Here is a 25,549-nt window from a genome sequence, read left to right on the forward strand (position 1 = left end):
GTAAGGAATCGTTATGGAGCATGTTGTATCTAGGAATGCAAACAAGTCTGCACCAAAGCTCAGCTTTGCAGACAGGTTGCAACGCTGGCTGCCGAAAATTGTACTTGCGCCGACTATGTTAGTGACCGTGGTGTGTATCTACGGCTACATTTTTTGGACGGCGGCATTGTCATTGACGAACTCGCGTTTCCTACCGAGCTATAAGTTTGTCGGCTTTGCTCAGTATGAAAGGCTAATGGAAAATGATCGTTGGATTACGTCCATTTCCAATCTAGGCATTTTTGGCCTGATGTTTATGTTGGTCGCCATTGTGTTGGGCGTTGGTCTGGCTATCTTGCTGGATCAGAATATTCGCCAAGAAGGGGCGATCCGAACTATTTACCTCTACCCAATGGCCCTGTCCTTTATCGTGACGGGTACCGCGTGGAAGTGGATTCTCAACCCAGGTCTGGGTATCGAAAAACTGATGCAAGACTGGGGCTTCACCAGCTTCAAATTTGACTGGTTAGTCAATTCTGAAATGTCGGTGTATACGCTGGTGATAGCAGCGGTGTGGCAATCCTCAGGCTTTGTGATGGCGATGTTTTTAGCGGGCTTGCGCGGCATTGATTCATCGATCATCAAAGCGGCGCAAATTGATGGCGCGAACCTACCGACCATCTACATGAAAATTATTTTGCCTTGTTTACGTCCGGTGTTCTTCAGCGCCGTGATTATTACTTCGCACATTGCGATCAAGAGTTTTGACCTCGTTACCGCCATGACGGCCGGTGGCCCGGGTTACTCCTCAGATTTACCTGCGCTCTTTATGTACGCGCACTCCTTTACCCGTGGCCAAATTGGCCTAGGTGCTGCCAGTGCCATGATGATGCTGGCCGGGATATTGGCCATCTTGGTGCCATATTTGTACTCAGAACTTAGGGAGAAGAAGTCATGACCAAAAACATGAACATGGCTCGCCTGATGATTTATGCCGGGTTGCTATTCTTCTGCTTAGTGTACTTGATGCCGCTGTTTGTCATGGTGATCACCTCGTTTAAAACCTTGCCAGACATCAAGGCCGGTAACCTGATGTCGTTGCCGACCGAGTGGGTATGGGACGCATGGTACAAAGCGTGGGACAGCGCTTGTACGGGCGTAAAATGTGAAGGCGTCAAAGGTTACTTCTGGAACTCGTTCCAGATGGTGATTCCCGCGGTGGCGATATCAACCTTACTGGGGGCGTTTAACGGTTACGTGGTGACAAAGTGGCAGTTTAAAGGCTCAAACTTATTCTTTAGCTTGTTGCTGTTTGGTTGCTTTATTCCATTCCAGGTGATTTTGCTGCCAATGGCCGCGGTATTGGGCAAATTGGGTCTAGCCAACACTACGACAGGTTTGGTGATCGTTCACGTCATCTACGGGATGGCCTTTACCACGCTGTTTTTCCGCAACTTCTACATCGGTATTCCTGATGAGTTGGTCAAAGCGGCGAAGCTCGATGGCGCAGGCTTTTTTACCATCTTCTTTAAAATTCTCTTACCGCTCTCTACGCCCATCATCATGGTCACGGTGATTTGGCAGTTCACGGCGATTTGGAACGACTTCCTGTTTGGGGTGGTCTATTCGGGCTCAGAAACCCAGCCTATTACCGTGGCGCTTAATAACTTGGTCAACACCAGTACCGGGGTGAAGGAATATAACGTGGATATGGCGGCAGCGATTATTGCGGCATTGCCGACACTGCTTGTTTACGTACTGGCAGGAAAATACTTTGTTCGAGGCCTGACGGCAGGATCAGTAAAAGGATAATTACAATGGCAACACTAGAACTTAAACAGATCCGCAAAACCTACCCTAAGGCGGAGCAAGAAACACTTAAGGGTATTGATATCAGTATTGATTCAGGTGAATTCCTGATTCTGGTGGGTCCTTCGGGCTGCGGTAAATCGACATTGATGAACACTATAGCCGGTCTTGAAGGGATCAGCTCGGGTGAAATCGTCATCGATGGGCGCGATGTCTCCAGCGTTGAGCCAAAGGACAGAGACATCGCGATGGTGTTTCAGTCTTACGCGCTTTACCCCAATATGACGGTGCATGGTAACATCGCCTTTGGGTTGAAAATCCGCAAAATGCCGGCGGATGAAATTGAAGCGGAAGTGCAGCGAGTGGCGAAAATGTTGCAAATCGACCATCTATTGGACCGTAAACCGTCGCAACTTTCTGGTGGCCAACGTCAACGTGTCGCGATGGGACGTGCACTGGCTCGCAGACCTAAGCTTTACCTCTTTGACGAACCGCTTTCAAACCTTGATGCTAAGTTACGTGTTGAGATGCGTCACCAGATCAAACGTCTGCATCAGCAGCTCAATACCACGATTGTGTACGTGACGCACGACCAAATCGAGGCCATGACGTTAGCCGATCGTATCGCGGTAATGAAAGACGGTGAGTTACAGCAACTGGGCACCCCGAAAGAGATCTACAACAAGCCGAACAATATGTTTGTCGCCGGCTTTATGGGATCGCCTTCAATGAACTTCATCAAAACCATGGTGGATCTCGATAGTGATGATCAGCCGGTGATTAAAGTGAAAGGGGGCAATGGTCAGGAGCACCACATCAAGCTGCCGGCCTCTATGCGTGAGCAAGACGGCAAAGAGATCGTGATTGGCCTTAGACCTGAGCACATTACTGAAAGTGAAAATGCGGACTCAAGCGCCACCACTGCGCTGAATCTGCAACTTGAAGTGCTAGAGCCGACAGGTCCAGATACGATTGCGATGATTAAGGTCAACGATCAGGAAGTGGCGTGTCGCCTTTCACCTGAGTTTGATGCCAAGGTCGGTCAGGTTGCGCCGTTGCATTTTGACCTATCCAAAGCGGTGTTCTTTGACGCCGACACAGAGCAACGTATCGATTTTCATTGATACACGTATTGAGCACACTCTTCGGTCATATTCACGGGGGGGAATTCAGGCTAGGCTTGCAGTCTGAGGTGAAGAGTGTGCTCCTCTTTATAGGGACGTTTTGGCAGCATGACGCTGCCTTTTTTGTGTCTATTTTGTTAATGGTGTGTAAACTGACCCATTACGCTTTTTCTCTTGGGTGGATTTCCACACATTTATTATTCGATTTGGCGCTGGGAACGCATCTCTGACTCTTTCTTTTTATATAAGTATATGTTTTTGTTTGTTTTTAATCTTTCTCTCTAAGTTGGCCAGTTTATTGCTCTTTACTTGATACAACACCCAGTGATGGGGTTGCTCAATCCACAAGGAGAATAATAATGTTAAAGCCTTTGACCCTACTATCTGCCTCAATTCTTGCTGTCACCAGTTTCAACGCCGCTGCAAACTGCGATTCTGGCGAGACGGTGATCAAGTTCAGTCACGTGACCAATACCGACAAGCACCCGAAAGGGATTGCGGCGTCGCTGCTTGAAAAGCGTGTCAATGAAGAGATGAATGGCAAAGTCTGTATGCAGGTCTTCCCAAACTCGACCCTTTACGATGATGACAAGGTACTTGAAGCGCTACTCAATGGTGATGTCCAACTCGCAGCCCCTTCTCTTTCAAAGTTTGAGAAATTCACCAAAAAGTACCGCATCTTCGATCTGCCGTTCTTGTTTGAAGACGTGGAAGCGGTGGATCGCTTCCAGAACTCAGAAGCGGGTGAGAAGCTGAAAAACGCGATGCAACGTCGTGGAGTTCAAGGTCTTGCGTTTTGGCATAACGGCATGAAGCAGATGTCAGCGAGCCAACCGCTGCTTGTCCCTGAAGATGCAAAAGGGTTGAAGTTCCGCGTACAAGCGTCTGATGTCCTTGTCGCTCAGTTTGAGCAGCTAGGGGCTAACCCACAGAAAATGTCGTTTAAAGAAGTGTATGGCGGCTTGCAAACCAAAGTGATTGATGGCCAAGAGAACACCTGGTCAAACATCTACGGTAAAAAATTCTTCGAAGTTCAAGATGGCATTACAGAAACCAACCACGGCATTCTTGATTACTTAGTCGTGACCTCAAACGATTTCTGGAATGGGTTACCTGATGATCAGCGAGACCAACTGGCGACCATCATTAAAGAGGTGACTGAAGCTCGAAACGCGGAGTCAACGAAGGTTAATCTTGCCAACAAAAACAACGTAATAGAAGCAGGTGGTGTGGTGAGAACATTAACACCAGAGCAACGACAAAAATGGGTAGATGCGCTTCAGCCCGTATGGAAGAAGTTTGAAAAAGACATCGGTGCCGATCTGATTGAAGCGGCGTTGGCGTCGAACAAATAATCCACTCTACAGATAACAATACACACCCTATACAGGCTCCTTCTATAGGAGGAGCCTGCTGCAAAAGGGTGGAACCAAAAGTGATCACACTATGGAACAGTCAATCTTTGCCAAAATAGGACAAGTGACCGATGCGATTGAGGAAACCTTGATTGCCTTTTTCCTTGGCGCTATGACCCTGCTGACGTTCACCAACGTCGTCTTTCGTTATGTTTTTAACAGTAATATTCTTTGGGCCCTCGAACTGACCGTATTTATGTTTGCCTGGATGGTGCTGGTCGGCGCCTCTTACGGTGTCAAAAAACACTTCCACATCGGCGTTGACGTCATCATCAACATGGTATCGCCGGGCATGCGCAAAACCTACGCCTTGATGGCTGCAGGCTGCTGTTTGGCCTTCTCGATTCTGCTCTTGGTCGGCTCTTGGAACTACTGGTATCCGTTTGCCACCGAGAGAGCTTGGTATGAGACGGACGATATCCCAATGCCTGAGATATTGCAGTTTTTAGCCGATTGGCTCAATGAAGGCGAGCGCTATGAAAAACTGCCGCGTTTTATCCCCTACATGGCTCTACCCATTGGCATGGCGCTAATGACGTTCCGCTTTTTGCAACTGACGCTGCAAATTGCCACCGGCAAGTTGGATCGATTGATCGCAGGTCACGAAGCGGAAGAAGAGCTAGAAGCACTGAAAGAAGAACTCAGTGAAGCGGGAGAGGCCATGGAGCCCACCAAGAAAAACGGCAAGGAGAGCTAAGCCATGGATATTTTGTTTTTGTTCGTGATGGTGATTGGCTTCATGCTGATTGGTGTGCCTATCGCAGTCTCACTCGGCCTATCGAGTATTCTCTTTTTGATGATGCACTCTGATGCTTCCCTAGCGTCGGTAGCACAAACCCTATTTAACGCCTTTGCGGGCCACTACACCTTATTAGCGATTCCGTTCTTCATCCTCGCCTCGAGCTTTATGTCTACCGGCGGTGTGGCAAAACGCATTATTCGCTTTGCGATTGCGATGGTGGGTTGGTTCCGCGGCGGCTTGGCGATGGCGTCGGTAGTCGCGTGTATGATGTTTGCGGCCTTGTCGGGTTCTTCGCCTGCGACGGTGGTTGCGATCGGTAGTATCGTGATTGCCGGTATGATCAAAAACGGCTACTCCAAAGAGTTTGCAGCTGGCGTGATTTGTAACGCGGGTACGCTCGGCATTTTGATCCCGCCATCGATTGTGATGGTGGTGTATGCGGCGGCGACCGATGTTTCGGTGGGACGTATGTTCCTTGGTGGCGTGATCCCAGGCTTGTTAGCCGGTGTGATGTTAATGATCGCCATTTACATTGCTGCGCGCGTGAAGAACTTACCGAAACAACCGTTCGTCGGTTGGGGCGAGATGCTTGCCGCTGCGAAAGAGGCCAGCTGGGGCTTGTTGCTGGTGGTGATCATCCTTGGCGGTATCTACGGCGGCGTGTTCACGCCAACAGAAGCGGCGGCCGTTGCGGCGATATACTCCTTCTTTATCGCTAACTTTGTCTACAAAGACATGGGACCATTTGCCGACAAAACCAACAAGAAACCAGTATTGGTGAAAGTGTTGCAAGCGTTTGTTCATAAAGATACCAAGCACACCCTATATGATGCCGGTAAGCTGACCATTATGCTGTTGTTCATCATCGCCAATGCGTTGATCCTTAAGCATGTGTTGACCGAAGAGCGCATTCCGCAAATGATCACTGAATCCATGCTCTCGGCAGGGCTTGGGCCGATCACCTTCTTGATTGTGGTCAATTTGCTGCTGTTGATTGGTGGTCAGTTTATGGAGCCATCGGGTCTGTTGATTATCGTCGCGCCGCTGGTATTCCCGATCGCCATTGCACTGGGTATCGACCCTATTCACCTTGGCATCATGATGGTAGTGAACATGGAGATAGGGATGATCACACCGCCAGTGGGGCTCAACCTCTTTGTTACTGCCGGGGTGGCGAAGATGTCGATGATGCAAGTCGTCAAAGCGGCGTTGCCGTGGGTAGCGGTGATGTTCTTGTTCTTAATCATCGTCACTTATGTGCCTTGGGTATCCACTTGGCTACCGACCACACTGATGGGGCCGGAAATCATCACCAAATAGAACCGTCTCTTGTCATGTTGTCGCCCCGGCTACGATGCCGGGGCGATGTTATTCTGGCTGGTCACTTTTGTAGACGCTCTTGTCTATCCCATACTTTTGCATTTTATCGTAGAGCGTTTTTCTTGGCACTTGCAGCAAGGTCATGGTGTCATTGATGCGTCCGGAAGTGCTGGCAAGCGCTTGTTCAATCACTGCTTTCTCAAACTCTGCCACTTGCAGGGCAAGCGGTGTTGCTTCGGCACTCGACTGGCTCGGATTGAGGTGACCAAGGTTACCAAGCAGCACAAAGCGCTCGGCGCTATTGCGCAGTTCACGCACGTTACCCGGCCAATCATGGCACATCAGTGTTTGCAGATCGGCATCGGGCAAGGCATTCGCGGCTTTGCCATATCGCGCGGCGGCAACCAGGAGAAAATGGTGGAATAGGGCAGGGATGTCCTCTTTTCGTTGGCGTAAAGGCGGTAAATCCAAGGTAACAACATTGAGTCGGTAGTAGAGATCCTCACGAAACGTCCCTCGAGCTGACGCTTGCTTTAAATCCACTTTGGTGGCGGCAATGACGCGAATATCCACCGGGATTAGGGTATTTGAGCCAACTCGTTCAATCACTCGCTCTTGCAGCACGCGCAGTAAACGAATTTGCGCCTGCATCGGCATGGATTCGATCTCATCAAGAAACAGCGTGCCACCTTGCGCGTGCTCAAACTTACCGATGCGTTTGGCCTCTGCGCCAGTAAACGCGCCTTTTTCGTGACCGTAGAGTTCACTCTCAATCAAATTTTCAGGGACGGCGCCACAGTTGATGGCGACGAAATTTGCCTCACGACGAGAGCTTTGCTCGTGAATGGAGCGCGCAACCAGCTCTTTACCGGTTCCTGTCTCGCCAAACAGCAGAATATCGGCGTTGGTGTCCGCGATGTGTGCAATGGTATCGCGCAGTGTTTGGATGCTAGGGGTGTCGCCGATAATCCTTGGGCCCAGTGTATTACTGGCCCTAAGGCTGCGCTTTAGTGCTTGGTTTTCGAGCGTTAAGGCCCTTTTGTCCAGGGCGCGCTTGGTGGTGTCAATCAAACGGTCAATGGCAAAAGGTTTTTCAATAAAGTCATAAGCGCCGTTATGCAGCGCATTGACTGCCATGGTGATGTCACCATGGCCGGTAATCAGGATCACCGGCACATCCTTGTCTTGATGCAAAACTGAAGTCAGTAAGTTTTCCCCGGATAGACCGGGCAAACAGATGTCGGTGATCAGCACCTTTGGCATGCCATGCTCTTTGATGGCCAAAAGAGCATCTTCTGCGCAGGCAAAAAAATCGGCAGAGATCCCCTCGAGCTCGAAGCTCTGTTCAATGGCAATGCGGATGTCACTTTCGTCATCAATAAAGAATACGTCGTGCATTAGAGTTCCTTTTCAACAAGAGGGAGCGAAACAGTAAATCGTGCGCCGCCAAGGGGAGAGGTCCCAACGGTGAGCTCACCGTGCATGGTCTCAACAATGTGCTGAGAGATAGAGAGCCCAAGACCCAGTCCGTTTTTCTTGGTGGTGTAAAACGGTTCGAAGAGGTGAAGGGCCGTTTGTTGATCGATGCCAGGGCCATTGTCGTCTATGGCAATCTGCACCTGTTTATCCACTACGTTGGCGCTAAGGCGAACCTTACGCGTATCGAGAGATTCGACCGCCTGCGCGGCGTTAGTGATCAAATTGATCAGCACTTGCTCAAGCTGGATAGCGTTAATGTCCACTTTGCCCAGTTCGGGTGCCAGTTCAACCTCGAAGTCGACTCGATACGATTTGATTTGCGGTGCGACCAACTCTTTCACCGAGGTGATCACGGGGGTGAGTGCCACAATGGAGACATCATTGCTGTCAGATTTGCGCGTAAAGGATTTCAACTGGCTACTGATTTTGGCCATTCTGTCGGTCAGTGAGGAGATACGCTGCAAGTTATCATCAACGCGATCGAGGTGGCTTTTGGCCAGAAAGCGGCGAGCGTTGTCAGCGAAACTGCGAATCGCCGCTAACGGATTATTGAGCTCATGGCTGATACTGGCCGACATCTGACCGAGTACCGCCAGTTTTGCTGCTTGAATGAGCTCATCTTGCGTTTGGCGCAGCGCGGCTTCCGTGCGTGAGCGTTCAAGAACCTCGGCGTGGAGCTCGGCGGTGCGTTCCATCACTAAGAACTCAAGTTTTTGTTTGGCTTCCGCTTGGAGGCGCTCAAATTGACGTTGCTTGAGTCGGCGCTGATAGGTTAATTGCATGGTTAAAAAGACAATCACAAACAGCAACGACCAAACCAGCCCAAAACTCAACACTGACCAAAATACGGTCACTTTTTCCGATAGAACACGAATGGTTAAGTTAAGTTCAGGCAAAGGGCGGCTGGAGACTAAATAGTCCCCTTGAATCCAACCGAGACGCCGGTTAGTCAGTTCCGATTGCGCAAGGTCAATGGCGCCGTTGAGGCCCAGCGATTGAATGTCAGTATCGAGGTATTGCCTGCTGTCGCGAATCGCCTGCCGCGTCGCATCGCCTAAATCGGTCAAGCTCTTAAACAACCAGTGAGGGTTGCTGGACATAAAAATGACATGGTTCTGATCGGTGGCGACAAAGGTGTTTACTTTGCTGCTCCAGTTCTCTTCGATGGCAGAGAGGTCCATCTTGACCACGATGACTCCCACGACTTCAGCGGCATAGACGACAGGGTAGGAATAGTAGTAACCGCGCTGCCCAGAGGTGGATCCCAAGGCGAAGTATTGGCTCGCTCGACCTTGAATAGCTTCAAAAAAATAGGGACGCCAGGCGAAGTTTCGGCTGACAAAGGAGCGATCTAAGTTCCAGTTGCTGGCAGCAATGGTGGTGCCCCAACGATCCAATAGATAGGTGTCGGCGGCGAGAATCGTATCGTTAACGTTTTGCAAAAAGCGATTAGTGAGTTCGACTTGAGCGGGGTTGTTCGGTTGTTTCAGTGCCGCGAGCAATTCACCATCTTGGGCAATTAACTTGGGCAAATGCGCGTATTTGTCCAGTTTGTTAATAATGTGACTGGCAAAGCGATCAAGCTGCTCTTGCTGCTCCGCATGTTGGGCATGGTAACGATACTCCCACATCCATTGTGAGCCGGCAAGTAACGTCAGCAGATAAAGAATAAACACAGACAGATTGGCGCGGCGAAACGACGACATAATACCCTGACAACTCTTAAAATTACGCCTCTCTATCGTACTGTTTTTTGTTACTGGAGTGTTTAAGTTATTAACGAAATTGCGCAGCAAAACCGGACTTGGATCTAGTTTTTCAGTCTATAAATAAAAAAACGCTAGTGAATCTTGAAAAACCAATTAATGTCCCCATTTCTGCTAACAAAGGCCGTCATATTGATGCTTTTTTTAGCACTTAAGTGGGTTTTTAGGAGAATGCAGCCCGTATCACTGCGATTAGCTCGACAGCTATGCATCGGGTCGGTAGAATGCTGCGTCTAAATTTTTGTCCTGAGACTAATTGGAGATGGCTTTGACCTCGCTTTTTTAGTGTGGTGAGAAGAGATCGCTGATTAGTCCGGTAGTCCACATTGTTGGTTACCGATACTCGAATTACGAAATGTGTTCATCGAGCACACAAAGGATGGACCGAATTAGTGGCGTGCGGTGGTGACACTCTGCTCTGCTAATAAGGAACATAAGCTCAGCTTAGCTGAGCCTGTATTGAGGTTATTGAATAATGCAAGTTACTGTTGAAACGCTAGAGGGCCTAGAGCGTCGTCTAAACATTACTGTTCCTGCTGCTAACATCGAAGATGCTGTAACAGCTGAACTACGCAACATCGCAAAAAACCGTCGTTTCGATGGTTTCCGTAAAGGCAAAGTGCCTCTAAAAATGGTTGCTCAGATGTACGGCAAAGCGGTACGTCAAGACGTAATGGGTGAAGTGATGCAACGCCACTTCATCGAAGCGATCGTTAAAGAGAAGATCAACCCAGCAGGCGCTCCTACTTTCGCTCCAGTAGAAGCAAAAGAAGGCGAAGACCTAGTTTTCACTGCAACGTTTGAAGTTTACCCAGAAGTTGAACTGAAAGGTCTAGAGAACATCACTGTTGAAAAACCAACAACTGAAGTTCAAGACGCAGATGTTGAAGAGATGATCGACACATTGCGTAAGCAACAGGCAACTTGGAAAGAAGTTGACGAAGCTGCAGAAGAAGGCAAGCGTGCGACTATCGACTTCGTTGGTTCTATCGACGGCGAAGAGTTCGAAGGCGGTAAAGCAGAGAACTTCCCTCTAGAAATGGGCGCAGGTCGCATGATCCCAGGTTTTGAAGACGGTATCGCAGGTAAGACTGCAGGTATGGAATTCGAAATCGACGTGACTTTCCCAGAAGATTACCACGCTGAAAACCTAAAAGGTAAAGCAGCGAAATTCGCTATCAAACTGAGCAAAGTTGAAGCGCGTGAACTGCCTGAGCTAAACGACGAGTTTGTTGCTAAGTTCGGTGTAGCAGAAGGCGGTGTTGATGCTCTGAAAGCGGAAGTTCGTAAGAACATGGAGCGTGAGCTGAAGCAAGCGGTTAAAAACCGCATCAAAGAGCAAGCGCTCGACGGTCTAGTGAAAGAGAACGACATCGACGTACCAGCAGCGCTGATCGACCAAGAAATTGGTACTCTACGTCAGCAAGCGGCTCAACGTTTCGGTGGCAACCCAGAAGCCGCTGAACAGCTTCCACGTGAACTGTTCGAAGAACAAGCGAAGCGTCGCGTTGTCGTTGGTCTTCTTCTAGGTGAAGTGATCAAGTCTGAAGAGCTAAAAGCTGACGACGAGAAAGTGAAAGCACTGATCGAAGAGATGGCGACAGCGTACGAAGATCCAACTGAAGTGGTTGCTTACTACGAGCAAAACGAGCAAATGATGAACAACATGCGCAACGTTGCTCTAGAAGAGCAAGCAATCGACGCTATCATCGCTAAAGCTCAGGTTTCTGAGAAAGCAGTAAGCTTCAACGAGCTTATGAACCAGCAGCCAGCTTAATAGGCAATATCTTGCGTAGGTAGTTGACTAAGCGTCGACTATTCTGCTAACAATGGTCCGTATGATATTATCATCCGGGCCATTTATTTTAGGGACATAAGAATATGAGCTACCAAGAAAAAAATGCAATGTCGCCGATTCTAGACGCGCTAGTACCCATGGTGGTTGAACAAACTTCCCGAGGTGAACGTTCCTACGACATTTATTCACGTCTACTTAAAGAGCGTGTAATTTTCCTGACTGGTCAAGTGGAAGACCATATGGCAAACCTTGTCGTGGCACAGCTGCTTTTCTTAGAATCTGAAAATCCTGATAAAGACATCTTCCTCTACATTAACTCGCCAGGCGGCAGTGTGACCGCAGGTATGTCAATCTATGACACCATGCAGTTCATCAAGCCTAACGTCAGTACCGTTTGTATGGGACAAGCGTGTTCTATGGGGGCCTTCCTGCTTGCTGGTGGTGCGCCAGGCAAGCGTTATGTATTGCCTAACTCACGCGTGATGATTCACCAACCGCTGGGCGGGTTCCAAGGACAAGCGTCAGATATCCAAATTCATGCGCAAGAAATTTTGACCATCAAGCAGAAGCTCAATAAGTTGCTAGCAGAGCACACGGGTCAACCGCTTGAAGTGATTGAACGTGATACCGACCGTGACAACTTTATGGCAGCCGAACAAGCCGTTGAATATGGTTTGGTGGATGCGGTATTGACGCATCGCGGTGAATAAGCCAGAGCAAATTGTTCTGCGCAATTATGAATGATTTGATGTACACTCAAATCATAAAGAGTAAAGGCTAAGAGGTTAGCGAATGACAGATAAAAGCAAAGAGAGCGGTAGTAGTAAGCTTCTTTACTGCTCTTTCTGCGGCAAAAGCCAGCACGAAGTTCGCAAGCTGATCGCTGGTCCGTCAGTTTACATCTGTGATGAATGTGTCGACTTATGTAATGACATCATCCGTGAAGAAATCAAAGACGTGCTTCCGAAAAAACAGTCAGAAGCACTGCCGGTGCCGCGCGAGATCCGTGCCCACCTTGATGATTATGTGATTGGCCAAGATTACGCTAAAAAAGTGTTAGCAGTAGCCGTTTATAACCACTATAAGCGTTTACGTAATGGGGACACGACCAGTGAAGGTGTTGAGCTAGGTAAGAGTAACATCCTTCTGATTGGTCCAACGGGTAGTGGTAAAACATTGCTTGCAGAAACGTTAGCGCGTTTCCTTGATGTACCATTTACTATGGCTGACGCGACTACGCTGACAGAAGCGGGTTACGTGGGCGAAGACGTAGAAAACATCATCCAAAAACTGCTGCAAAAATGCGACTACGACGTGGCGAAAGCAGAACGTGGTATCGTTTATATCGATGAGATCGATAAAATTTCGCGTAAAGCGGAAAACCCTTCAATTACCCGCGACGTGTCGGGTGAAGGTGTGCAGCAAGCGTTGCTTAAATTGATTGAAGGCACGGTCGCATCCGTTCCTCCTCAAGGGGGCCGTAAGCATCCACAACAAGAGTTCTTGCAAGTGGATACCTCCAAAATCCTCTTTATTTGTGGCGGCGCATTTGCCGGCTTGGATAAAGTGATTGAGCAGCGCGTCGCAACAGGTACAGGTATCGGTTTTGGCGCAGAAGTGCGTTCAAAAGATGAAACCAAAACTGTGGGTGAGCTGTTCACTCAAGTGGAGCCTGAAGATTTGGTTAAATACGGCTTAATTCCTGAGTTCATTGGTCGTCTTCCTGTAACGACGACGTTGACTGAGCTTGACGAAGAAGCCTTGATTCAGATCTTGTGCGAGCCTAAGAACGCATTAACTAAGCAGTACGCGGCACTGTTCGAGCTAGAAGATGCTGAGCTTGAATTCCGTGAAGATGCATTGCGTGCGATTGCGAAGAAAGCCATGGAGCGTAAAACAGGTGCTCGTGGTCTTCGTTCTATCCTCGAGAGTGTTCTGCTTGAGACCATGTACGAATTGCCATCAATGAACGACGTCAGCAAAGTCGTGATTGATGAGTCAGTGATTAAAGGCGAGTCGGATCCGTTGCTGATTTATAGCAACGCCGATAACCAAGCCGCTGGCGCTGAATCTTAATCGGATTCACAAACTAAGATGGTGTAAGAAAGGGAGTAATCAATTACTCCCTTTTTTTTATTCTTCCATTGAATCCAACCAATTAGCCCCCATATACTGCTCATAAGACTAAGCGGAAGAGAGAAGAATATGAACTTGGAACGTTCCGAACGTATCGAGATCCCCGTACTACCTCTAAGAGATGTAGTGGTTTACCCGCATATGGTAATTCCTTTGTTTGTTGGTCGTGAAAAGTCGATTGCGTGCCTAGAAGCTGCAATGGACAACGACAAGCAAGTCTTGTTGGTGGCGCAAAAAGAAGCTGACACCGACGAACCCACGAAAGACGATCTGTTTGAGGTAGGAACGGTCGCCACCATTTTGCAGTTGCTTAAACTCCCTGACGGTACGGTGAAAGTACTGGTCGAAGGTCAGCAGCGTGCGAAAATTCATCAGTTTTATGAAGAAGAGTTTTTCACTGCAGATGCAGAATTTTTGTTGACTGAGCCACTGGACGAGCGAGAGCAAGAAGTGATCGTTCGCAGCGCGATCAACCAGTTCGAAGGTTTTATCAAGCTCAACAAAAAAATCCCACCTGAAGTTCTAACCTCGTTAAGTGGCATCGATGAAGCCGCTCGTCTGGCGGATACGATTGCAGCGCACATGCCACTCAAGCTGGCTGAAAAACAGAGTGTGTTGGAAATTCTTGATGTCACTGAGCGTCTAGAGTTTTTGATGGGGCAGATGGAATCAGAAATCGATTTGCTTCAAGTTGAAAAGCGTATTCGTACACGCGTTAAGAAGCAGATGGAAAAGTCGCAGCGCGAATACTATCTGAACGAGCAAATGAAAGCGATTCAGAAGGAGCTGGGCGAGTCTGAAGACGGTGTTGACGAATTTGAGACGCTCAAGCAAAAAATTGCTGAAGCGAAAATGCCGCAAGAAGCGCGTGAGAAGACTGAGCAAGAGCTGCAAAAGCTGAAGATGATGTCGCCAATGTCGGCAGAAGCGACCGTGGTTCGTGGTTACATCGATTGGATGATTGGTGTGCCATGGAACAAGCGCTCGAAAGTGAAGAAAAACCTCGCCAAAGCAGAAGAAGTGCTCAACGAAGATCACTACGGCTTAGAGCGAGTGAAAGAGCGCATTCTTGAATATTTGGCGGTGCAAAATCGCATCAATAAATTGAAAGGACCTATCCTGTGTCTCGTTGGTCCTCCAGGTGTGGGTAAGACGTCGCTAGGTCGCTCTATCGCAGCGGCTACCGGGCGTAAATACACGCGTATGGCGTTAGGTGGGGTACGTGATGAAGCGGAAATCCGTGGTCACCGCAGAACCTACATTGGTTCCATGCCAGGCAAGTTGATTCAGAAAATGTCCAAAGTGGGGGTGAAAAACCCGCTGTTCTTGCTGGATGAAATCGACAAAATGTCATCGGATATGCGTGGTGATCCGTCATCGGCGCTCCTTGAGGTTCTCGACCCTGAACAAAACAACGCATTCAATGACCACTACTTAGAAGTGGATTACGATCTGTCCGATGTGATGTTTGTTGCCACCTCGAACTCAATGAACATTCCGGGGCCACTGCTTGACCGTATGGAAGTGATTCGTTTGTCGGGTTACACCGAAGATGAAAAGCTTAACATTGCGAAACGTCACTTGGTCGACAAGCAGATCAAGCGAAACGGTTTGAAAGCGGGTGAGATTGACATTGAAGACTCAGCGATCATCGGCATTATTCGCTACTACACGCGTGAAGCGGGTGTGCGTAGCTTAGAGCGTGAAATTTCGAAGATCTGTCGTAAAGCGGTGAAGAACATTCTGCTCAAACCGGATTTGAAGAAAGTGACGGTGAGCATGGATAACCTCAAAGAGTATCTAGGTGTTCAGCGCCATGATTACGGTAAAGCGGAAGACAGTAATCGTATTGGACAGGTAACAGGATTAGCGTGGACGGAAGTCGGCGGTGACCTGTTAACCATCGAAACCCAATCGATGCCAGGTAAAGGTAAGTTGACTCAAACCGGTTCATTGGGTGATGTCATGCAGGAATCGATTCAAGCTGCGATGACCGTGGTACGTTCGCGCGCTGAAAGCTTGGGTATCAACTCTGACTTTTACGAAAAGCGTGATATTCACGTCCACGTACCTGAAGGTGCCACGCCTAAAGATGGTCCGAGCGCCGGTATCGCGATGTGTACCGCTTTGGTGTCTAGCTTGACGGGCAACCCAGTCAAAGCTGAGGTGGCCATGACAGGTGAGATCACGCTGCGTGGTGAAGTTTTGCCGATTGGTGGTTTGAAAGAAAAACTGCTGGCGGCGCACCGTGGTGGTATTACAACGGTTCTTATTCCAAAAGACAATGAACGCGATTTGGAAGAGATTCCAAGTAACGTCATCGCGGATCTGAAAGTGATTCCGGTTCAATGGATTGATGAAGTCCTGAAAGTCGCACTCGAAAAAGACCCGTCAGGTGTTGAATTTGCTCACTAAAAAGAGTGATGTGCAGCAAAAATAAGTAAAAGATTACGCTGATTAGCCGAAAAAGGCTTGTCAGCGTTTTTTTTGGGCGCTAACGTTAGCTCTTAAAGCGCCAGCCCTTGTCTGATAAGGCTTGCGCTTATATTTGGAAATGAAAATGGAACACAGCTGTCTCATTAAAAATAAAACAGGCGGCACAAAGGGGAATCACAGTGAATAAAACACAATTAGTAGAAAAAATCGCAGAAAACGCAGACCTATCTAAAGCTTCAGCAGGTCGCGCACTAGACGCTTTCATCGAAGCTGTAGGTGACACTCTACAGTCTGGTGATCAAGTCGCATTAGTTGGCTTTGGCACATTCAGCGTACGTACTCGTGCAGCTCGCACAGGTCGTAACCCTAAGACGGGTGAAGAAATCCAAATCGCAGAAGCGAAAGTACCCGCATTCAAAGCCGGTAAAGCTCTAAAAGACGCTTGTAACTAATTCAGAAATTTGACTGCATTTGCAGTTTTTTCGAACCTTTTTAAATTATGCGCATCCTACTGATGCGCATTTCTTTTTCTGGTATTATCGCGCTAATAGTTTTTTTAGTTCAATTAAGTACTTGCTGCTCAAAATATAAGCATCTTGGGCAGAGTACAAGCGGAGAGTAGTTTCAGTATGATGGACCGATTACGCGAGGGCGTGAACAGCATCGCGGTTAAAATTATCCTAGGGCTTATCATCCTATCTTTCGTTTTTGCAGGTGTGGGTAGCTACATTGTCGGTGGCTCAAACAATTCAGCAGCAAAAGTAGGGAATGTTGAGATTGGTCGTGGTGAGTTTGAACAGGCTTACCAAAACGAACGTAACCGAATGCAAGCTCAGCTTGGCGATTACTTCTCAAACCTGTTGGCTGACCCAAGTTATGTGCAATCTTTCCGCAAATCTGTGTTGGATCGAATGGTCAACGATGCGTTGCTAGAGCAGCATGCTGAGTCATTGGGGCTACGCGTGAGCGATGCTCAGGTTCGTACGCTCATTTTGGACATGCCTCAGTTCCAAATTGATGGCAAGTTCGATCAGGACATCTACCAATCTGCGTTGCGTCGTGCGGGCTTCAGTGCTGAAAGTTTTGCTGAGTACTTGCGTCGTGACTTAGTGCGTAATCAGTTACTGACTGCCATCCAGAGCAGTGACTTTGTGCTTGATAATGAAATGGAAGCACAGGGCCAACTGTTGACTCAAACTCGTGATATTAAAAAGGTCACACTCTCTCTAGAAGAGTTTGCCAACAAAGCGAATCTGTCTGAAGAAGAGATTCAGGCCTATTACGAACAAAACCCTGAGCGTTACACTCGCCCAGAGCAAGTAAAAGTTGCGTACATCGAACTGTCTGCTCAGGCGCTTAAGGAATCGATTGAGATCAGCGATGAGCAAGCGAAGCAGTACTATGAAGAGCATCTCGATAAATACTCTTCTGATGAGCAGCGTAAAGTGAGTCATATCCTTATCCAAGGTGATGATGAAGTCAAAGCGCAGGCAATTTTAGACGAGCTACAAGCGGGTGCAGATTTTGCTACTTTGGCACAAGAAAAGTCAGACGACTTTGGCAGTGCAGAAGAGGGCGGTTCACTGGGTTTCATCGAGCGTGATGTGATGGATCCCGCCTTTGAAGAAGCGGCCTTTGCTTTGGAAAATGAAGGTGAAATTTCAGGTTTAGTGAAGTCAGATTTTGGTTACCACGTCATTAAGCTTGATGAGCGAAAAGACGCGGTCGCTAAGCCATTCGAAGAGGTTAGTGCGTCTATTAAGCAAGAGCTCACCGATCAGCAGGCCATCGATCAATTCTACGAACTGCAAAGTGAGTTAGAAAAAGTCGCCTTTGAGTACCCAGATTCACTGGATGATGCAGCAAAAGCGATTGGCGCCACAATCACAACGACGGATTTCATCTCGCAAGTGGACGCGCCTGAGGTGCTAAGATCGGCAGCCGTCATGCAAGCCATCATGAGCCCTGAAGTGAAAGAAGACGGCCTCAACTCAGAAGCGATTGAGATTGCTCCAGAGCACATTATCGTGGTGCGTGTTGAAGAGAGTCGTGATGAAACACTGCTGCCGCTTAGTGAAGTCCGCGAACAGTTGATGGTGTCGCTAGCTAAAGTCAAAGGTGAACAAAATGCCATTGAACTTGCTAAAGCGATGACCGAACAGTTAGAGCAAGGCGACGCATCACTATTGGAAGAGAATGGCCTGGCGTTCTCAGACGTAGAAACCATCGATCGCAGTTCTCCTTATGCTCAGACGGTATTTGCGTTGCCAAAACCTGCAGCGGGTGAAGTTCATTACGCTCAGACCAAAGACCTTAATGGCGACATTGTGATCGTTGAATTAAGCCAAGTCTCGAGTGAGTACGACGCTCAATTTAATACTCAAATTGGTAATCAACTGCTTCAGACGAGTTCACAACAAGAACTCAGTGGACTGGTGAGTATTCTTCGTAAAACCTACGATATCGAGTATTACGCGGTGGCTCAATAATCCCGCTGGCGTGCGAGGCATCGCACGCTAACCGTGTAATTGATAATCTCATCATAACGGGCTGCATCTGCAGCCCGTTATGTTTTCTACTTTTCGCACTTTCTCCTGAGGATACGCACGTTACTCTAGTAGCGGTAATTCAGTGAACTAAGGAGATCCTATGCGAGGGAAAGCATCCCCACTTTTAGTACGCTTGAAAAGCGTCTTTTCTGTCGCAGCGATTACGCTGTGTTTTGTGACCAGTCCACTCTCTTTTGCCAATGAGCAAAAGCAACCAGATAAGTATGAGGGAATAGAAATAACGGTTAACATCAATCAAGCCAGTGCAGAAGAATTGGCCGATTTGCTCTCAGGGGTTGGGATAAAGAAAGCTCAGGCTATCGTAGAGTATCGACAAGCAAACGGAAAGTTTAGTGCAGCCAATGATCTCACCCAGGTAAAAGGGATTGGTGAGGCGATCGTGACAAAAAATGCGGATCGCATAAAGCTTTGAGCGTGATCGTTCAACCGATGTGACCTTTTAAGCATCAATAACCTACTAGAGAGGAATGCCCACTCTCAGCAGTTCTAGTAGGTTTTAATTCACTTCTTTATAGCTGATAAAGATTTTCATTCTGTAACAATATCCAATTAAATGCACTATCACCCGATCCCGCCTAGCGAAAATACGCGTATGAGTATATAATTTGTCGCCGAATTTCAAGGTCAACGCACTTTGCTCTTCACTTCAACGTTGTCACGTTTTAATCATGAGCCATTGCCATTTGAACGTGTGTTTTGTGGAGATCACCGCGGTGACCGTCAATAGACTTGGAGTAAAACATGTCGTCTCATACACCGGTCGTGACCGTTGATGGACCAAGTGGTGCGGGTAAAGGCACGCTTTGCATGCTGTTAGCAAAAAAATTAGGCTTTCATCTTCTCGATTCTGGCGCGATCTATCGCGTATTAGCCTTGGCTGCTATTCATCATGGTGTCGATTTAGAATCTGAAGATGCACTGGTGCCGATTGCGACTCATCTTGATGTCCAGTTCGTTGCAGAAGGCGATTTGGTGCGCGTTATTCTTGAAGGGGAAGATGTTTCTCGCGAACTTCGCAAAGAAGAGACAGGTATGGCCGCATCAAAAGTGGCCGCTTTACCACGTGTACGAGAAGCGCTACTGAGACGCCAACGCGCCTTTGCTGAGGGCAAGGGTTTAGTGGCCGATGGCCGTGACATGGGCACTGTCGTTTTTCCTCAAGCTGAGGTGAAGATTTTTCTCGATGCCAGCGCTGAAGAGCGAGCGAATCGTCGCCTCAAACAGTTGCAAGGCAAGGGCTTAGATGTTAAATTTGACGACCTTTTGAGCGAGATCCAAGAGCGAGACGACAGAGATCGTAATCGCCCTGTGGCGCCATTGCGCCCGGCAGAGGATGCGCTTTTGCTCGATTCTACCTCGATGAGTATCGACGAAGTGGTAGAAAAGGCACTACAATATATCGAATCGAAGCTAGTCGCTTAGGCGGCTAGGTAAGAGCGTTGGTCGCATGGATGATGACTAGCGAATTTAATAACCCCATGTGGTAGGACACCCGTGGACGTTTAATTTATTGAAGATTAACTAAATGACTGAATCTTTTGCTCAACTCTTTGAAGAGTTTCTAAACGAAACAGAATTCCAACAAGGCAGCATCGTTAAAGGTACTGTAGTAGCTATCGAGAACGGTTTCGTTCTTGTTGACGCTGGTCTTAAGTCTGAGTCTGCTATCCCTGCAGAACAGTTCAAGAACGCTGCTGGCGAACTTGAAGTTGAAGTGGGTGCTGAAGTAGACGTAGCGCTAGACGCTGTTGAAGATGGTTTCGGTGAAACTCAACTTTCTCGCGAGAAAGCGAAGCGTCACGAAGCTTGGATCGTACTTGAGAAAGCTTACGAAGAAGCTGAAACTGTTGTTGGTATCATCAACGGTAAAGTTAAAGGCGGTTTCACTGTTGAACTAAACGGTATCCGTGCTTTCCTTCCAGGTTCTCTAGTAGACGTACGTCCTATCCGTGACACTGCTCACCTAGAAAACAAAGAGCTAGAGTTCAAAGTTATCAAGCTTGACCAGAAGCGTAACAACGTTGTTGTTTCTCGCCGTGCGGTAATCGAGTCTGAGAACAGCGTTGAGCGTGATGAGCTTCTAGAAACTCTACAAGAAGGCGCAGAAGTTAAAGGTATCGTTAAGAACCTTACTGACTACGGTGCATTCGTAGACCTAGGCGGCGTTGACGGCCTACTACACATCACTGACATGGCTTGGAAGCGCGTTAAGCACCCTTCTGAGATCGTAAACGTTGGTGACGAGATCCAAGTTAAAGTTCTTAAGTTCGATCGTGAGCGTACTCGCGTATCACTAGGTCTTAAGCAGCTAGGCGAAGATCCATGGGTAGCAATCGCTAAGCGTTACCCAGAAGGTCACAAACTATCTGGTCGCGTAACTAACCTAACTGACTACGGCTGTTTCGTTGAAATCGAAGAAGGCGTTGAAGGTCTAGTACACGTTTCTGAAATGGATTGGACTAACAAGAACATCCACCCATCTAAAGTTGTTAATGTTGGCGACGAAGTTGAGGTTATGGTTCTTGAAATCGACGAAGAGCGTCGTCGTATCTCTCTAGGTCTGAAACAGTGTAAAGCTAACCCTTGGCAGTCTTTCGCTGAAGCGCAAGCTAAAGGCGACAAAGTAACTGGTAAGATCAAGTCTATCACTGACTTCGGTATCTTCATCGGTCTAGAAGGCGGCATCGACGGTCTAGTTCACCTATCTGATATCTCTTGGAACGTTGCTGGTGAAGAAGCGGTTCGTGAGTACAAGAAAGGCGACGAGATCTCTGCAGTTGTTCTAGCAGTAGACGCAGAGCGTGAGCGTATCTCTCTAGGCGTTAAGCAAATGGAAAATGACCCATTCAATGCTTACGTTGCAGAGAAGAAGAAAGGCGTTCTAGTTAACGGTACTGTAACTGCAGTAGACGCTAAAGGTGCAACTATCGAGCTTGAAGAAGGCGTAGAAGGTTACATCCGCGCATCTGAAGTTTCACGTGACCGCGTAGAAGACGCTTCTCTAATCCTAAGCGCTGGTGACACTGTTGAAGCGAAATTTACTGGCGTTGACCGTAAGAACCGCGTAATCAACTTGTCTATCAAAGCGAAAGACGAAGCTGAAGAGCAAGAAGCAATGGCTACACTGAACAAAGCAGACGATGCTTCATTCGGTAATGCTATGGCTGACGCTTTCAAAGCAGCTAAAGGCGAGTAATCTCGTCGATAGTTAGAAAAAGGAGCCGAAAGGCTCCTTTTTTATTGCCTATCAGTGACCTAGTGTCCAATTTGTAGAAATCGTACGAAATTGTCGCGAAGACTACACAAACTGACGAAATCTTGTCTAAAATTGATAGCAAGTGTTTGTTGGAACTACTATTAGTAACTATAATAAATGATAAATTACTCTACGAGGGATACTATGACTAAGTCTGAATTGATAGAAAGACTCTGTGCTGAGCAGACCCATCTTTCAGCAAAAGAAATTGAAGATGCGGTAAAAGATATTCTCGAGCACATGGCGTCAACACTGGAAAGTGGTGACCGCATTGAAATTCGTGGTTTTGGCAGTTTTTCTTTGCACTACCGTGAGCCTCGTGTGGGTCGCAATCCAAAGACAGGCGATAAAGTGGAACTCGAAGGTAAGTATGTTCCCCACTTTAAACCGGGCAAAGAATTACGTGAACGCGTAAATATTGGATAGATTTTCACTGCCTTATTCATAGCGGATGAAGGCAGTATAAAAAAACGGCATACATTAGGTATGCCGTTTTTTTATAAAATGAAAACCCGAGATAACCATGGTTTGTTCAGTGGTTTTACTGCATAATCGTAGCAGCGTTTGTCCATTCAGGTGATAGAAGATGAAAATTATAAAAATTGTTATCGTACTGGCTCTGTTTCTTGTCGCGCTGGCATTAGGTTCGCAAAACCAAGAGGTTGTGAACTTCAATTACTTATTAGCTCAAGGTGAATTCCATCTTTCAACCCTACTTGGCGTGGTATTTGTCGTTGGCTTTGTGATTGCTTGGATCATCTTTGGCAGTTTACATTTACGCTCTCAGCTTGAAGTTCGTAAACTCAAACGCCAGGTCAAGAAACTCTCTCCGGCTGAATCGACACCAGAGCAGTCAAACGCATAATACACTTAGTCGTTAGGTAGGCTCTTCACTCGATGTTAGAAATACTCTTCTTGTTATTGCCAATTGCCGCCGCTTACGGTTGGTATATGGGTAACCGTAGTGCCCAGCAAGACAAGCAGAAACAGTCCAATCAGATTTCCCGTCAGTACGTGACGGGTCTAAACTTGTTGCTGTCCGATCAGTCCGATAAGGCGGTCGACCACTTTATCGAACTGCTCCAAGTTGACAATGAAACCATAGATACCCATTTAGCATTAGGTAATCTCTTTCGCTCTCGTGGTGAAGTGGATAGAGCGATTCGTATTCACCAAAATCTTATCTCACGTTCAGGGCTGACCATCGACCAGAAAAATATCGCGTTGCAGCAGTTAGCCAAAGATTACATGGCGTCGGGTTTTCTCGATAGAGCGGAAAAGATTTTTGAACAACTCGTGGACGAGCCCGATCATAGAGAAGCGGCATTAGGCCAACTGGTCGCGATTTATCAGCAGACACGAGAGTGGGGCAAAGCAATAGAATACGCCACGCTTCTCGTTAAGATGGGGCGTAAGCGTATGCGCAGTAGCATCGCGCATTTTTGGTGTGAGCTTGCAGCGCAAGAAAAGCTCGAGGGGAACATCGACAAAGCCACGCAACATTATAAGCGCGCTTTATCTGAAGACCCCAAATGCGTACGAGCCTCTTTGGCGCTCGGGCGTCTATTTCTTGATGCTGAAAATTACGCTGAAACCATTCACTACCTTGAACAAGTGCTTGAACAAGACAGCGACTTTGTCAGTGAAGTGTTGCCGACGTTGGCGGAGTGCTATCACCATATTGGTGATCAAGAAGCGCTATTGGATTTTTTGCGCCGTTGTATTACCAACAAAGCGGGTGTGTCAGCGGAACTGATGCTGGCTCAGTTGGTGGCCAAGCATGAAGGCGCAGGAGCTGCGCAAGAATTGCTCACAAGGCAGCTGGTTAAAAACCCAACAATGAAAGGTTTTTATCGCTTGATGGATTATCATCTAGCGGAGGCAGAAGAGGGCCGCGCGAAAGCGAGCTTGGCAACCCTGCAAAAGTTGGTGGGTGAACAGTTAAAAGTGAAGCCTCACTATCGTTGCCGTAAATGCGGATTTTCAACCCACTCCCTCTATTGGCATTGTCCATCATGTAAAGGGTGGGGCACGATTAAGCCCATTCGAGGATTGGATGGCGAATAGCCATAAATTTTTAAATGCAGCGGCGATCCCGCTGCTTTTTTTCGACTTATAGATACATTAGGAGATGAAATGATCGACCAAAAAGTGATAGTTGCGCTGGATTATGACAACCAAGCTGACGCACTGGCTTTTGTTGATAAAATCGACCCAGCGTCTTGCCGACTCAAAGTTGGTAAAGAGATGTTTACTCTCTTTGGTCCCAATTTCGTCAATGAGCTGCACAAGCGCGGCTTTTCTGTTTTTCTCGACCTCAAGTTTCACGACATTCCGAACACCTGCTCCAAGGCCGTTCGCGCTGCTGCTGAGATGGGGGTATGGATGGTCAATGTTCACGCCAGTGGCGGTGAACGCATGATGACGGCATCACGCGAGATACTGGAGCCTTATGGCAAAGATCGCCCGCTGCTCATCGGAGTTACTGTACTAACGAGTATGGAGCAGCAAGATCTCGCGGGCATTGGATTGGATGTCGCGCCTAAAGAGCAAGTGGTACGCCTTGCAACGCTCACTAAAAATTCTGGGCTGGACGGTGTTGTTTGTTCGGCGCAAGAAGCGAGCATGCTTAAGAGTGAGTTGGGTCGTGACTTTAAATTGGTCACACCAGGCATTAGACCAGCGGGCGCAGCAGTGGGGGATCAGAAGCGTATTATGACGCCTGTTGATGCCATTCAAGCAGGGTCAGATTATCTGGTGATTGGTCGCCCTATCACGCAGGCGAGCGACCCTGCGGCGGTGTTGGCAGAGATCAACGCCACATTGGCTTAAATCATAGTGTATGACTAACAAGGCCAGCAAATTGCTGGCCTTGTGCGTTCTTGGGGTTATTCGGCGCAAAGTGGTACGCCACTGTGGAACTTAAAATCAACATCGGGTGATGAAATAAGCGCGGCTTCTTTCTGACCAAAATAGTGAATGCGATCTGAGATGTCTTTGCCTGCGATCTCCTCAGCGAGCACGAGATAGTCTTGATAATGACGCGCTTCTGAGCGGAGCAGGGAAATATAAAACTTACCAATATCTTCATCCATTAATGGCGCCAGTTTGGCAAAACGTTCGCACGATCTCGCCTCGATATATGCGCCAATGATCAATTTATCGATCAGTGTTTGCGGCTCATGCGTTGCCATCTCTGATATAAGGCCTTTTGCGTATCGGCTGGCAGGAATCGGCTCGTACGTGATTCCTCGTTGTTCCATGATTTCCAGCACCTGATAGAAGTGGTGCAACTCTTCTTTGATCAGTAACACCATCTTATCGATCAGCGCTTGGCTGTAGGCTGAATCCGATTTCGCCATGATTGACTTGGTAATGTTGCTTTTGCCTTTCAGTGTCTCTAGGTTACCCGTTTGACGATAGGCGAAATCTTCATAGGGCTTGAACCATTCAAGTAACGCAGTCGCACTCGATGGGTCGACCGCATACTTTCGAATCAAGTACATCGCCGACTGACCTGCCTTTAGCTCGCAAAGCAAGTGGTCGATCAACACGGTTTTTAGGTTCTCTGGTTTACTTGCTTCGTTGACCCACTCGTCCGGGGTGTGACAATGAAGAAATTGATGGATGGGAGAGAGTAAATCCTGGTATTGAGCTAAATCTGACATGGGGTATCTGTTTAAATAGAAAAGGTCGCAACCGCGACCTTTGAAAAGGGT

The 25,549-nt window shown here is 47.8% G+C and carries 22 protein-coding genes; 19 read left to right on the plus strand and 3 right to left on the minus strand.

What is annotated here, in order from left to right:
- The first annotated feature begins 13 nt into the window (after nucleotides 1–13).
- From AC6R0S_RS09170 to AC6R0S_RS09195, 6 genes are all read left to right on the plus strand, one after another.
- A complete protein-coding gene (locus AC6R0S_RS09170) occupies nucleotides 14–937 on the plus strand; it encodes a carbohydrate ABC transporter permease (RefSeq protein ID WP_500630328.1) in 924 nt (307 codons plus the stop codon).
- Nucleotides 934–1,791: a carbohydrate ABC transporter permease gene (locus tag AC6R0S_RS09175; protein WP_334552587.1), complete on the plus strand. Its 858-nt coding sequence runs from the start codon at nucleotides 934–936 to the stop codon at nucleotides 1,789–1,791. Before AC6R0S_RS09170 ends, AC6R0S_RS09175 begins: the two co-directional genes overlap by 4 nt.
- 5 nt (nucleotides 1,792–1,796) lie before the next feature.
- A complete protein-coding gene (locus AC6R0S_RS09180) occupies nucleotides 1,797–2,912 on the plus strand; it encodes an ABC transporter ATP-binding protein (protein WP_334568264.1) in 1,116 nt (371 codons plus the stop codon).
- Nucleotides 2,913–3,271: 359 nt separating this feature from the next.
- On the plus strand, nucleotides 3,272–4,267 hold the full coding sequence (locus AC6R0S_RS09185) for a TRAP transporter substrate-binding protein (RefSeq protein WP_500637768.1): 996 nt from the start codon (nucleotides 3,272–3,274) through the stop codon (nucleotides 4,265–4,267).
- 91 nt (nucleotides 4,268–4,358) lie between these two features.
- Nucleotides 4,359–5,024 carry a TRAP transporter small permease gene (locus tag AC6R0S_RS09190; RefSeq protein ID WP_334552581.1) on the plus strand — a complete coding sequence of 222 codons (666 nt, stop codon included), beginning with the start codon at nucleotides 4,359–4,361 and terminating at the stop codon, nucleotides 5,022–5,024.
- 3 nt (nucleotides 5,025–5,027) lie between these two features.
- The gene (locus tag AC6R0S_RS09195) at nucleotides 5,028–6,389 is read left to right on the plus strand and encodes a TRAP transporter large permease (RefSeq protein WP_500637769.1); all 1,362 of its coding nucleotides are present in this window, start codon (nucleotides 5,028–5,030) and stop codon (nucleotides 6,387–6,389) included.
- Nucleotides 6,390–6,437: 48 nt separating this feature from the next.
- Here the strand turns inward: AC6R0S_RS09195 and AC6R0S_RS09200 are convergent, their stop codons facing one another.
- Nucleotides 6,438–7,787, minus strand: coding sequence for a sigma-54-dependent transcriptional regulator (locus AC6R0S_RS09200; protein WP_500633712.1), 1,350 nt, complete (start codon nucleotides 7,785–7,787; stop codon nucleotides 6,438–6,440).
- Nucleotides 7,787–9,574, minus strand: a complete 1,788-nt coding sequence (locus tag AC6R0S_RS09205; RefSeq protein WP_500633713.1) for a sensor histidine kinase — start codon at nucleotides 9,572–9,574, stop codon at nucleotides 7,787–7,789. The genes AC6R0S_RS09200 and AC6R0S_RS09205 overlap by 1 nt, the downstream gene beginning before the upstream one ends.
- A 535-nt stretch (nucleotides 9,575–10,109) precedes the next feature.
- On the opposite strand from AC6R0S_RS09205, the gene tig reads away from it, so the two are divergent.
- The 13 genes from tig to pyrF all read left to right on the plus strand — a co-directional run bounded on the left by tig (nucleotide 10,110) and on the right by pyrF (nucleotide 24,662).
- Nucleotides 10,110–11,411 (plus strand): trigger factor, encoded by a 1,302-nt coding sequence (gene tig, locus AC6R0S_RS09210; RefSeq protein ID WP_500626083.1) that lies wholly within the window; start codon nucleotides 10,110–10,112, stop codon nucleotides 11,409–11,411.
- A 104-nt stretch (nucleotides 11,412–11,515) separates the two neighbouring features.
- On the plus strand, nucleotides 11,516–12,142 hold the full coding sequence (gene clpP, locus AC6R0S_RS09215) for an ATP-dependent Clp endopeptidase proteolytic subunit ClpP (RefSeq protein ID WP_045975254.1): 627 nt from the start codon (nucleotides 11,516–11,518) through the stop codon (nucleotides 12,140–12,142).
- A gap of 82 nt (nucleotides 12,143–12,224) precedes the next feature.
- On the plus strand, nucleotides 12,225–13,508 hold the full coding sequence (gene clpX, locus AC6R0S_RS09220; RefSeq protein WP_334552573.1) for an ATP-dependent protease ATP-binding subunit ClpX: 1,284 nt from the start codon (nucleotides 12,225–12,227) through the stop codon (nucleotides 13,506–13,508).
- A gap of 129 nt (nucleotides 13,509–13,637) precedes the next feature.
- Nucleotides 13,638–15,983: an endopeptidase La gene (gene lon, locus AC6R0S_RS09225; protein WP_500630052.1), complete on the plus strand. Its 2,346-nt coding sequence runs from the start codon at nucleotides 13,638–13,640 to the stop codon at nucleotides 15,981–15,983.
- A gap of 194 nt (nucleotides 15,984–16,177) precedes the next feature.
- A complete protein-coding gene (hbs, locus tag AC6R0S_RS09230; protein WP_334552786.1) occupies nucleotides 16,178–16,456 on the plus strand; it encodes a non-specific DNA-binding protein Hbs in 279 nt (92 codons plus the stop codon).
- Nucleotides 16,457–16,633: 177 nt separating this feature from the next.
- On the plus strand, nucleotides 16,634–18,493 hold the full coding sequence (gene ppiD / locus AC6R0S_RS09235; RefSeq protein ID WP_500630324.1) for a peptidylprolyl isomerase: 1,860 nt from the start codon (nucleotides 16,634–16,636) through the stop codon (nucleotides 18,491–18,493).
- A 160-nt stretch (nucleotides 18,494–18,653) separates the two neighbouring features.
- Nucleotides 18,654–18,986 carry a ComEA family DNA-binding protein gene (locus AC6R0S_RS09240; protein ID WP_500637770.1) on the plus strand — a complete coding sequence of 111 codons (333 nt, stop codon included), beginning with the start codon at nucleotides 18,654–18,656 and terminating at the stop codon, nucleotides 18,984–18,986.
- Between the two features lie 329 nt (nucleotides 18,987–19,315).
- A complete protein-coding gene (gene cmk, locus AC6R0S_RS09245; protein WP_334552569.1) occupies nucleotides 19,316–19,996 on the plus strand; it encodes a (d)CMP kinase in 681 nt (226 codons plus the stop codon).
- A 103-nt stretch (nucleotides 19,997–20,099) separates the two neighbouring features.
- Nucleotides 20,100–21,770 carry a 30S ribosomal protein S1 gene (gene rpsA, locus AC6R0S_RS09250; RefSeq protein WP_334552568.1) on the plus strand — a complete coding sequence of 557 codons (1,671 nt, stop codon included), beginning with the start codon at nucleotides 20,100–20,102 and terminating at the stop codon, nucleotides 21,768–21,770.
- 204 nt (nucleotides 21,771–21,974) lie between these two features.
- A complete protein-coding gene (gene ihfB / locus AC6R0S_RS09255) occupies nucleotides 21,975–22,256 on the plus strand; it encodes an integration host factor subunit beta (protein WP_011080796.1) in 282 nt (93 codons plus the stop codon).
- 160 nt (nucleotides 22,257–22,416) lie between these two features.
- Nucleotides 22,417–22,695: a lipopolysaccharide assembly protein LapA domain-containing protein gene (locus AC6R0S_RS09260; RefSeq protein ID WP_500630323.1), complete on the plus strand. Its 279-nt coding sequence runs from the start codon at nucleotides 22,417–22,419 to the stop codon at nucleotides 22,693–22,695.
- Nucleotides 22,696–22,727: 32 nt separating this feature from the next.
- The gene (gene lapB / locus AC6R0S_RS09265; protein WP_334552566.1) at nucleotides 22,728–23,897 is read left to right on the plus strand and encodes a lipopolysaccharide assembly protein LapB; all 1,170 of its coding nucleotides are present in this window, start codon (nucleotides 22,728–22,730) and stop codon (nucleotides 23,895–23,897) included.
- A 69-nt stretch (nucleotides 23,898–23,966) separates the two neighbouring features.
- Nucleotides 23,967–24,662: an orotidine-5'-phosphate decarboxylase gene (gene pyrF, locus AC6R0S_RS09270; protein ID WP_500637771.1), complete on the plus strand. Its 696-nt coding sequence runs from the start codon at nucleotides 23,967–23,969 to the stop codon at nucleotides 24,660–24,662.
- A gap of 56 nt (nucleotides 24,663–24,718) precedes the next feature.
- Here the strand turns inward: pyrF and miaE are convergent, their stop codons facing one another.
- A complete protein-coding gene (gene miaE, locus AC6R0S_RS09275; protein ID WP_500637772.1) occupies nucleotides 24,719–25,498 on the minus strand; it encodes a tRNA isopentenyl-2-thiomethyl-A-37 hydroxylase MiaE in 780 nt (259 codons plus the stop codon).
- Between the last annotated feature and the right edge of the window lie 51 nt (nucleotides 25,499–25,549).

The organism is Vibrio sp. R15-SG3-ISO1B (assembly GCF_059833835.1).

Excerpts from the sequence above, each read along its gene's own strand:
- AC6R0S_RS09170 (WP_500630328.1), top strand. The coding sequence starts at position 14 with ATGGAGCATGTTGTATCTAGGAATGCAAACAAGTCTGCACCAAAGCTC.
- AC6R0S_RS09175 (WP_334552587.1), top strand. The coding sequence starts at position 934 with ATGACCAAAAACATGAACATGGCTCGCCTGATGATTTATGCCGGGTTG.
- AC6R0S_RS09180 (WP_334568264.1), top strand. The coding sequence starts at position 1,797 with ATGGCAACACTAGAACTTAAACAGATCCGCAAAACCTACCCTAAGGCG.
- AC6R0S_RS09185 (WP_500637768.1), top strand. The coding sequence starts at position 3,272 with ATGTTAAAGCCTTTGACCCTACTATCTGCCTCAATTCTTGCTGTCACC.
- AC6R0S_RS09190 (WP_334552581.1), top strand. The coding sequence starts at position 4,359 with ATGGAACAGTCAATCTTTGCCAAAATAGGACAAGTGACCGATGCGATT.
- AC6R0S_RS09195 (WP_500637769.1), top strand. The coding sequence starts at position 5,028 with ATGGATATTTTGTTTTTGTTCGTGATGGTGATTGGCTTCATGCTGATT.
- AC6R0S_RS09200 (WP_500633712.1), bottom strand. The coding sequence starts at position 7,787 with ATGCACGACGTATTCTTTATTGATGACGAAAGTGACATCCGCATTGCC.
- AC6R0S_RS09205 (WP_500633713.1), bottom strand. The coding sequence starts at position 9,574 with ATGTCGTCGTTTCGCCGCGCCAATCTGTCTGTGTTTATTCTTTATCTG.
- tig (WP_500626083.1), top strand. The coding sequence starts at position 10,110 with ATGCAAGTTACTGTTGAAACGCTAGAGGGCCTAGAGCGTCGTCTAAAC.
- clpP (WP_045975254.1), top strand. The coding sequence starts at position 11,516 with ATGAGCTACCAAGAAAAAAATGCAATGTCGCCGATTCTAGACGCGCTA.
- clpX (WP_334552573.1), top strand. The coding sequence starts at position 12,225 with ATGACAGATAAAAGCAAAGAGAGCGGTAGTAGTAAGCTTCTTTACTGC.
- lon (WP_500630052.1), top strand. The coding sequence starts at position 13,638 with ATGAACTTGGAACGTTCCGAACGTATCGAGATCCCCGTACTACCTCTA.
- ppiD (WP_500630324.1), top strand. The coding sequence starts at position 16,634 with ATGATGGACCGATTACGCGAGGGCGTGAACAGCATCGCGGTTAAAATT.
- AC6R0S_RS09240 (WP_500637770.1), top strand. The coding sequence starts at position 18,654 with ATGCGAGGGAAAGCATCCCCACTTTTAGTACGCTTGAAAAGCGTCTTT.
- cmk (WP_334552569.1), top strand. The coding sequence starts at position 19,316 with ATGTCGTCTCATACACCGGTCGTGACCGTTGATGGACCAAGTGGTGCG.
- rpsA (WP_334552568.1), top strand. The coding sequence starts at position 20,100 with ATGACTGAATCTTTTGCTCAACTCTTTGAAGAGTTTCTAAACGAAACA.
- ihfB (WP_011080796.1), top strand. The coding sequence starts at position 21,975 with ATGACTAAGTCTGAATTGATAGAAAGACTCTGTGCTGAGCAGACCCAT.
- AC6R0S_RS09260 (WP_500630323.1), top strand. The coding sequence starts at position 22,417 with ATGAAAATTATAAAAATTGTTATCGTACTGGCTCTGTTTCTTGTCGCG.
- lapB (WP_334552566.1), top strand. The coding sequence starts at position 22,728 with ATGTTAGAAATACTCTTCTTGTTATTGCCAATTGCCGCCGCTTACGGT.
- pyrF (WP_500637771.1), top strand. The coding sequence starts at position 23,967 with ATGATCGACCAAAAAGTGATAGTTGCGCTGGATTATGACAACCAAGCT.
- miaE (WP_500637772.1), bottom strand. The coding sequence starts at position 25,498 with ATGTCAGATTTAGCTCAATACCAGGATTTACTCTCTCCCATCCATCAA.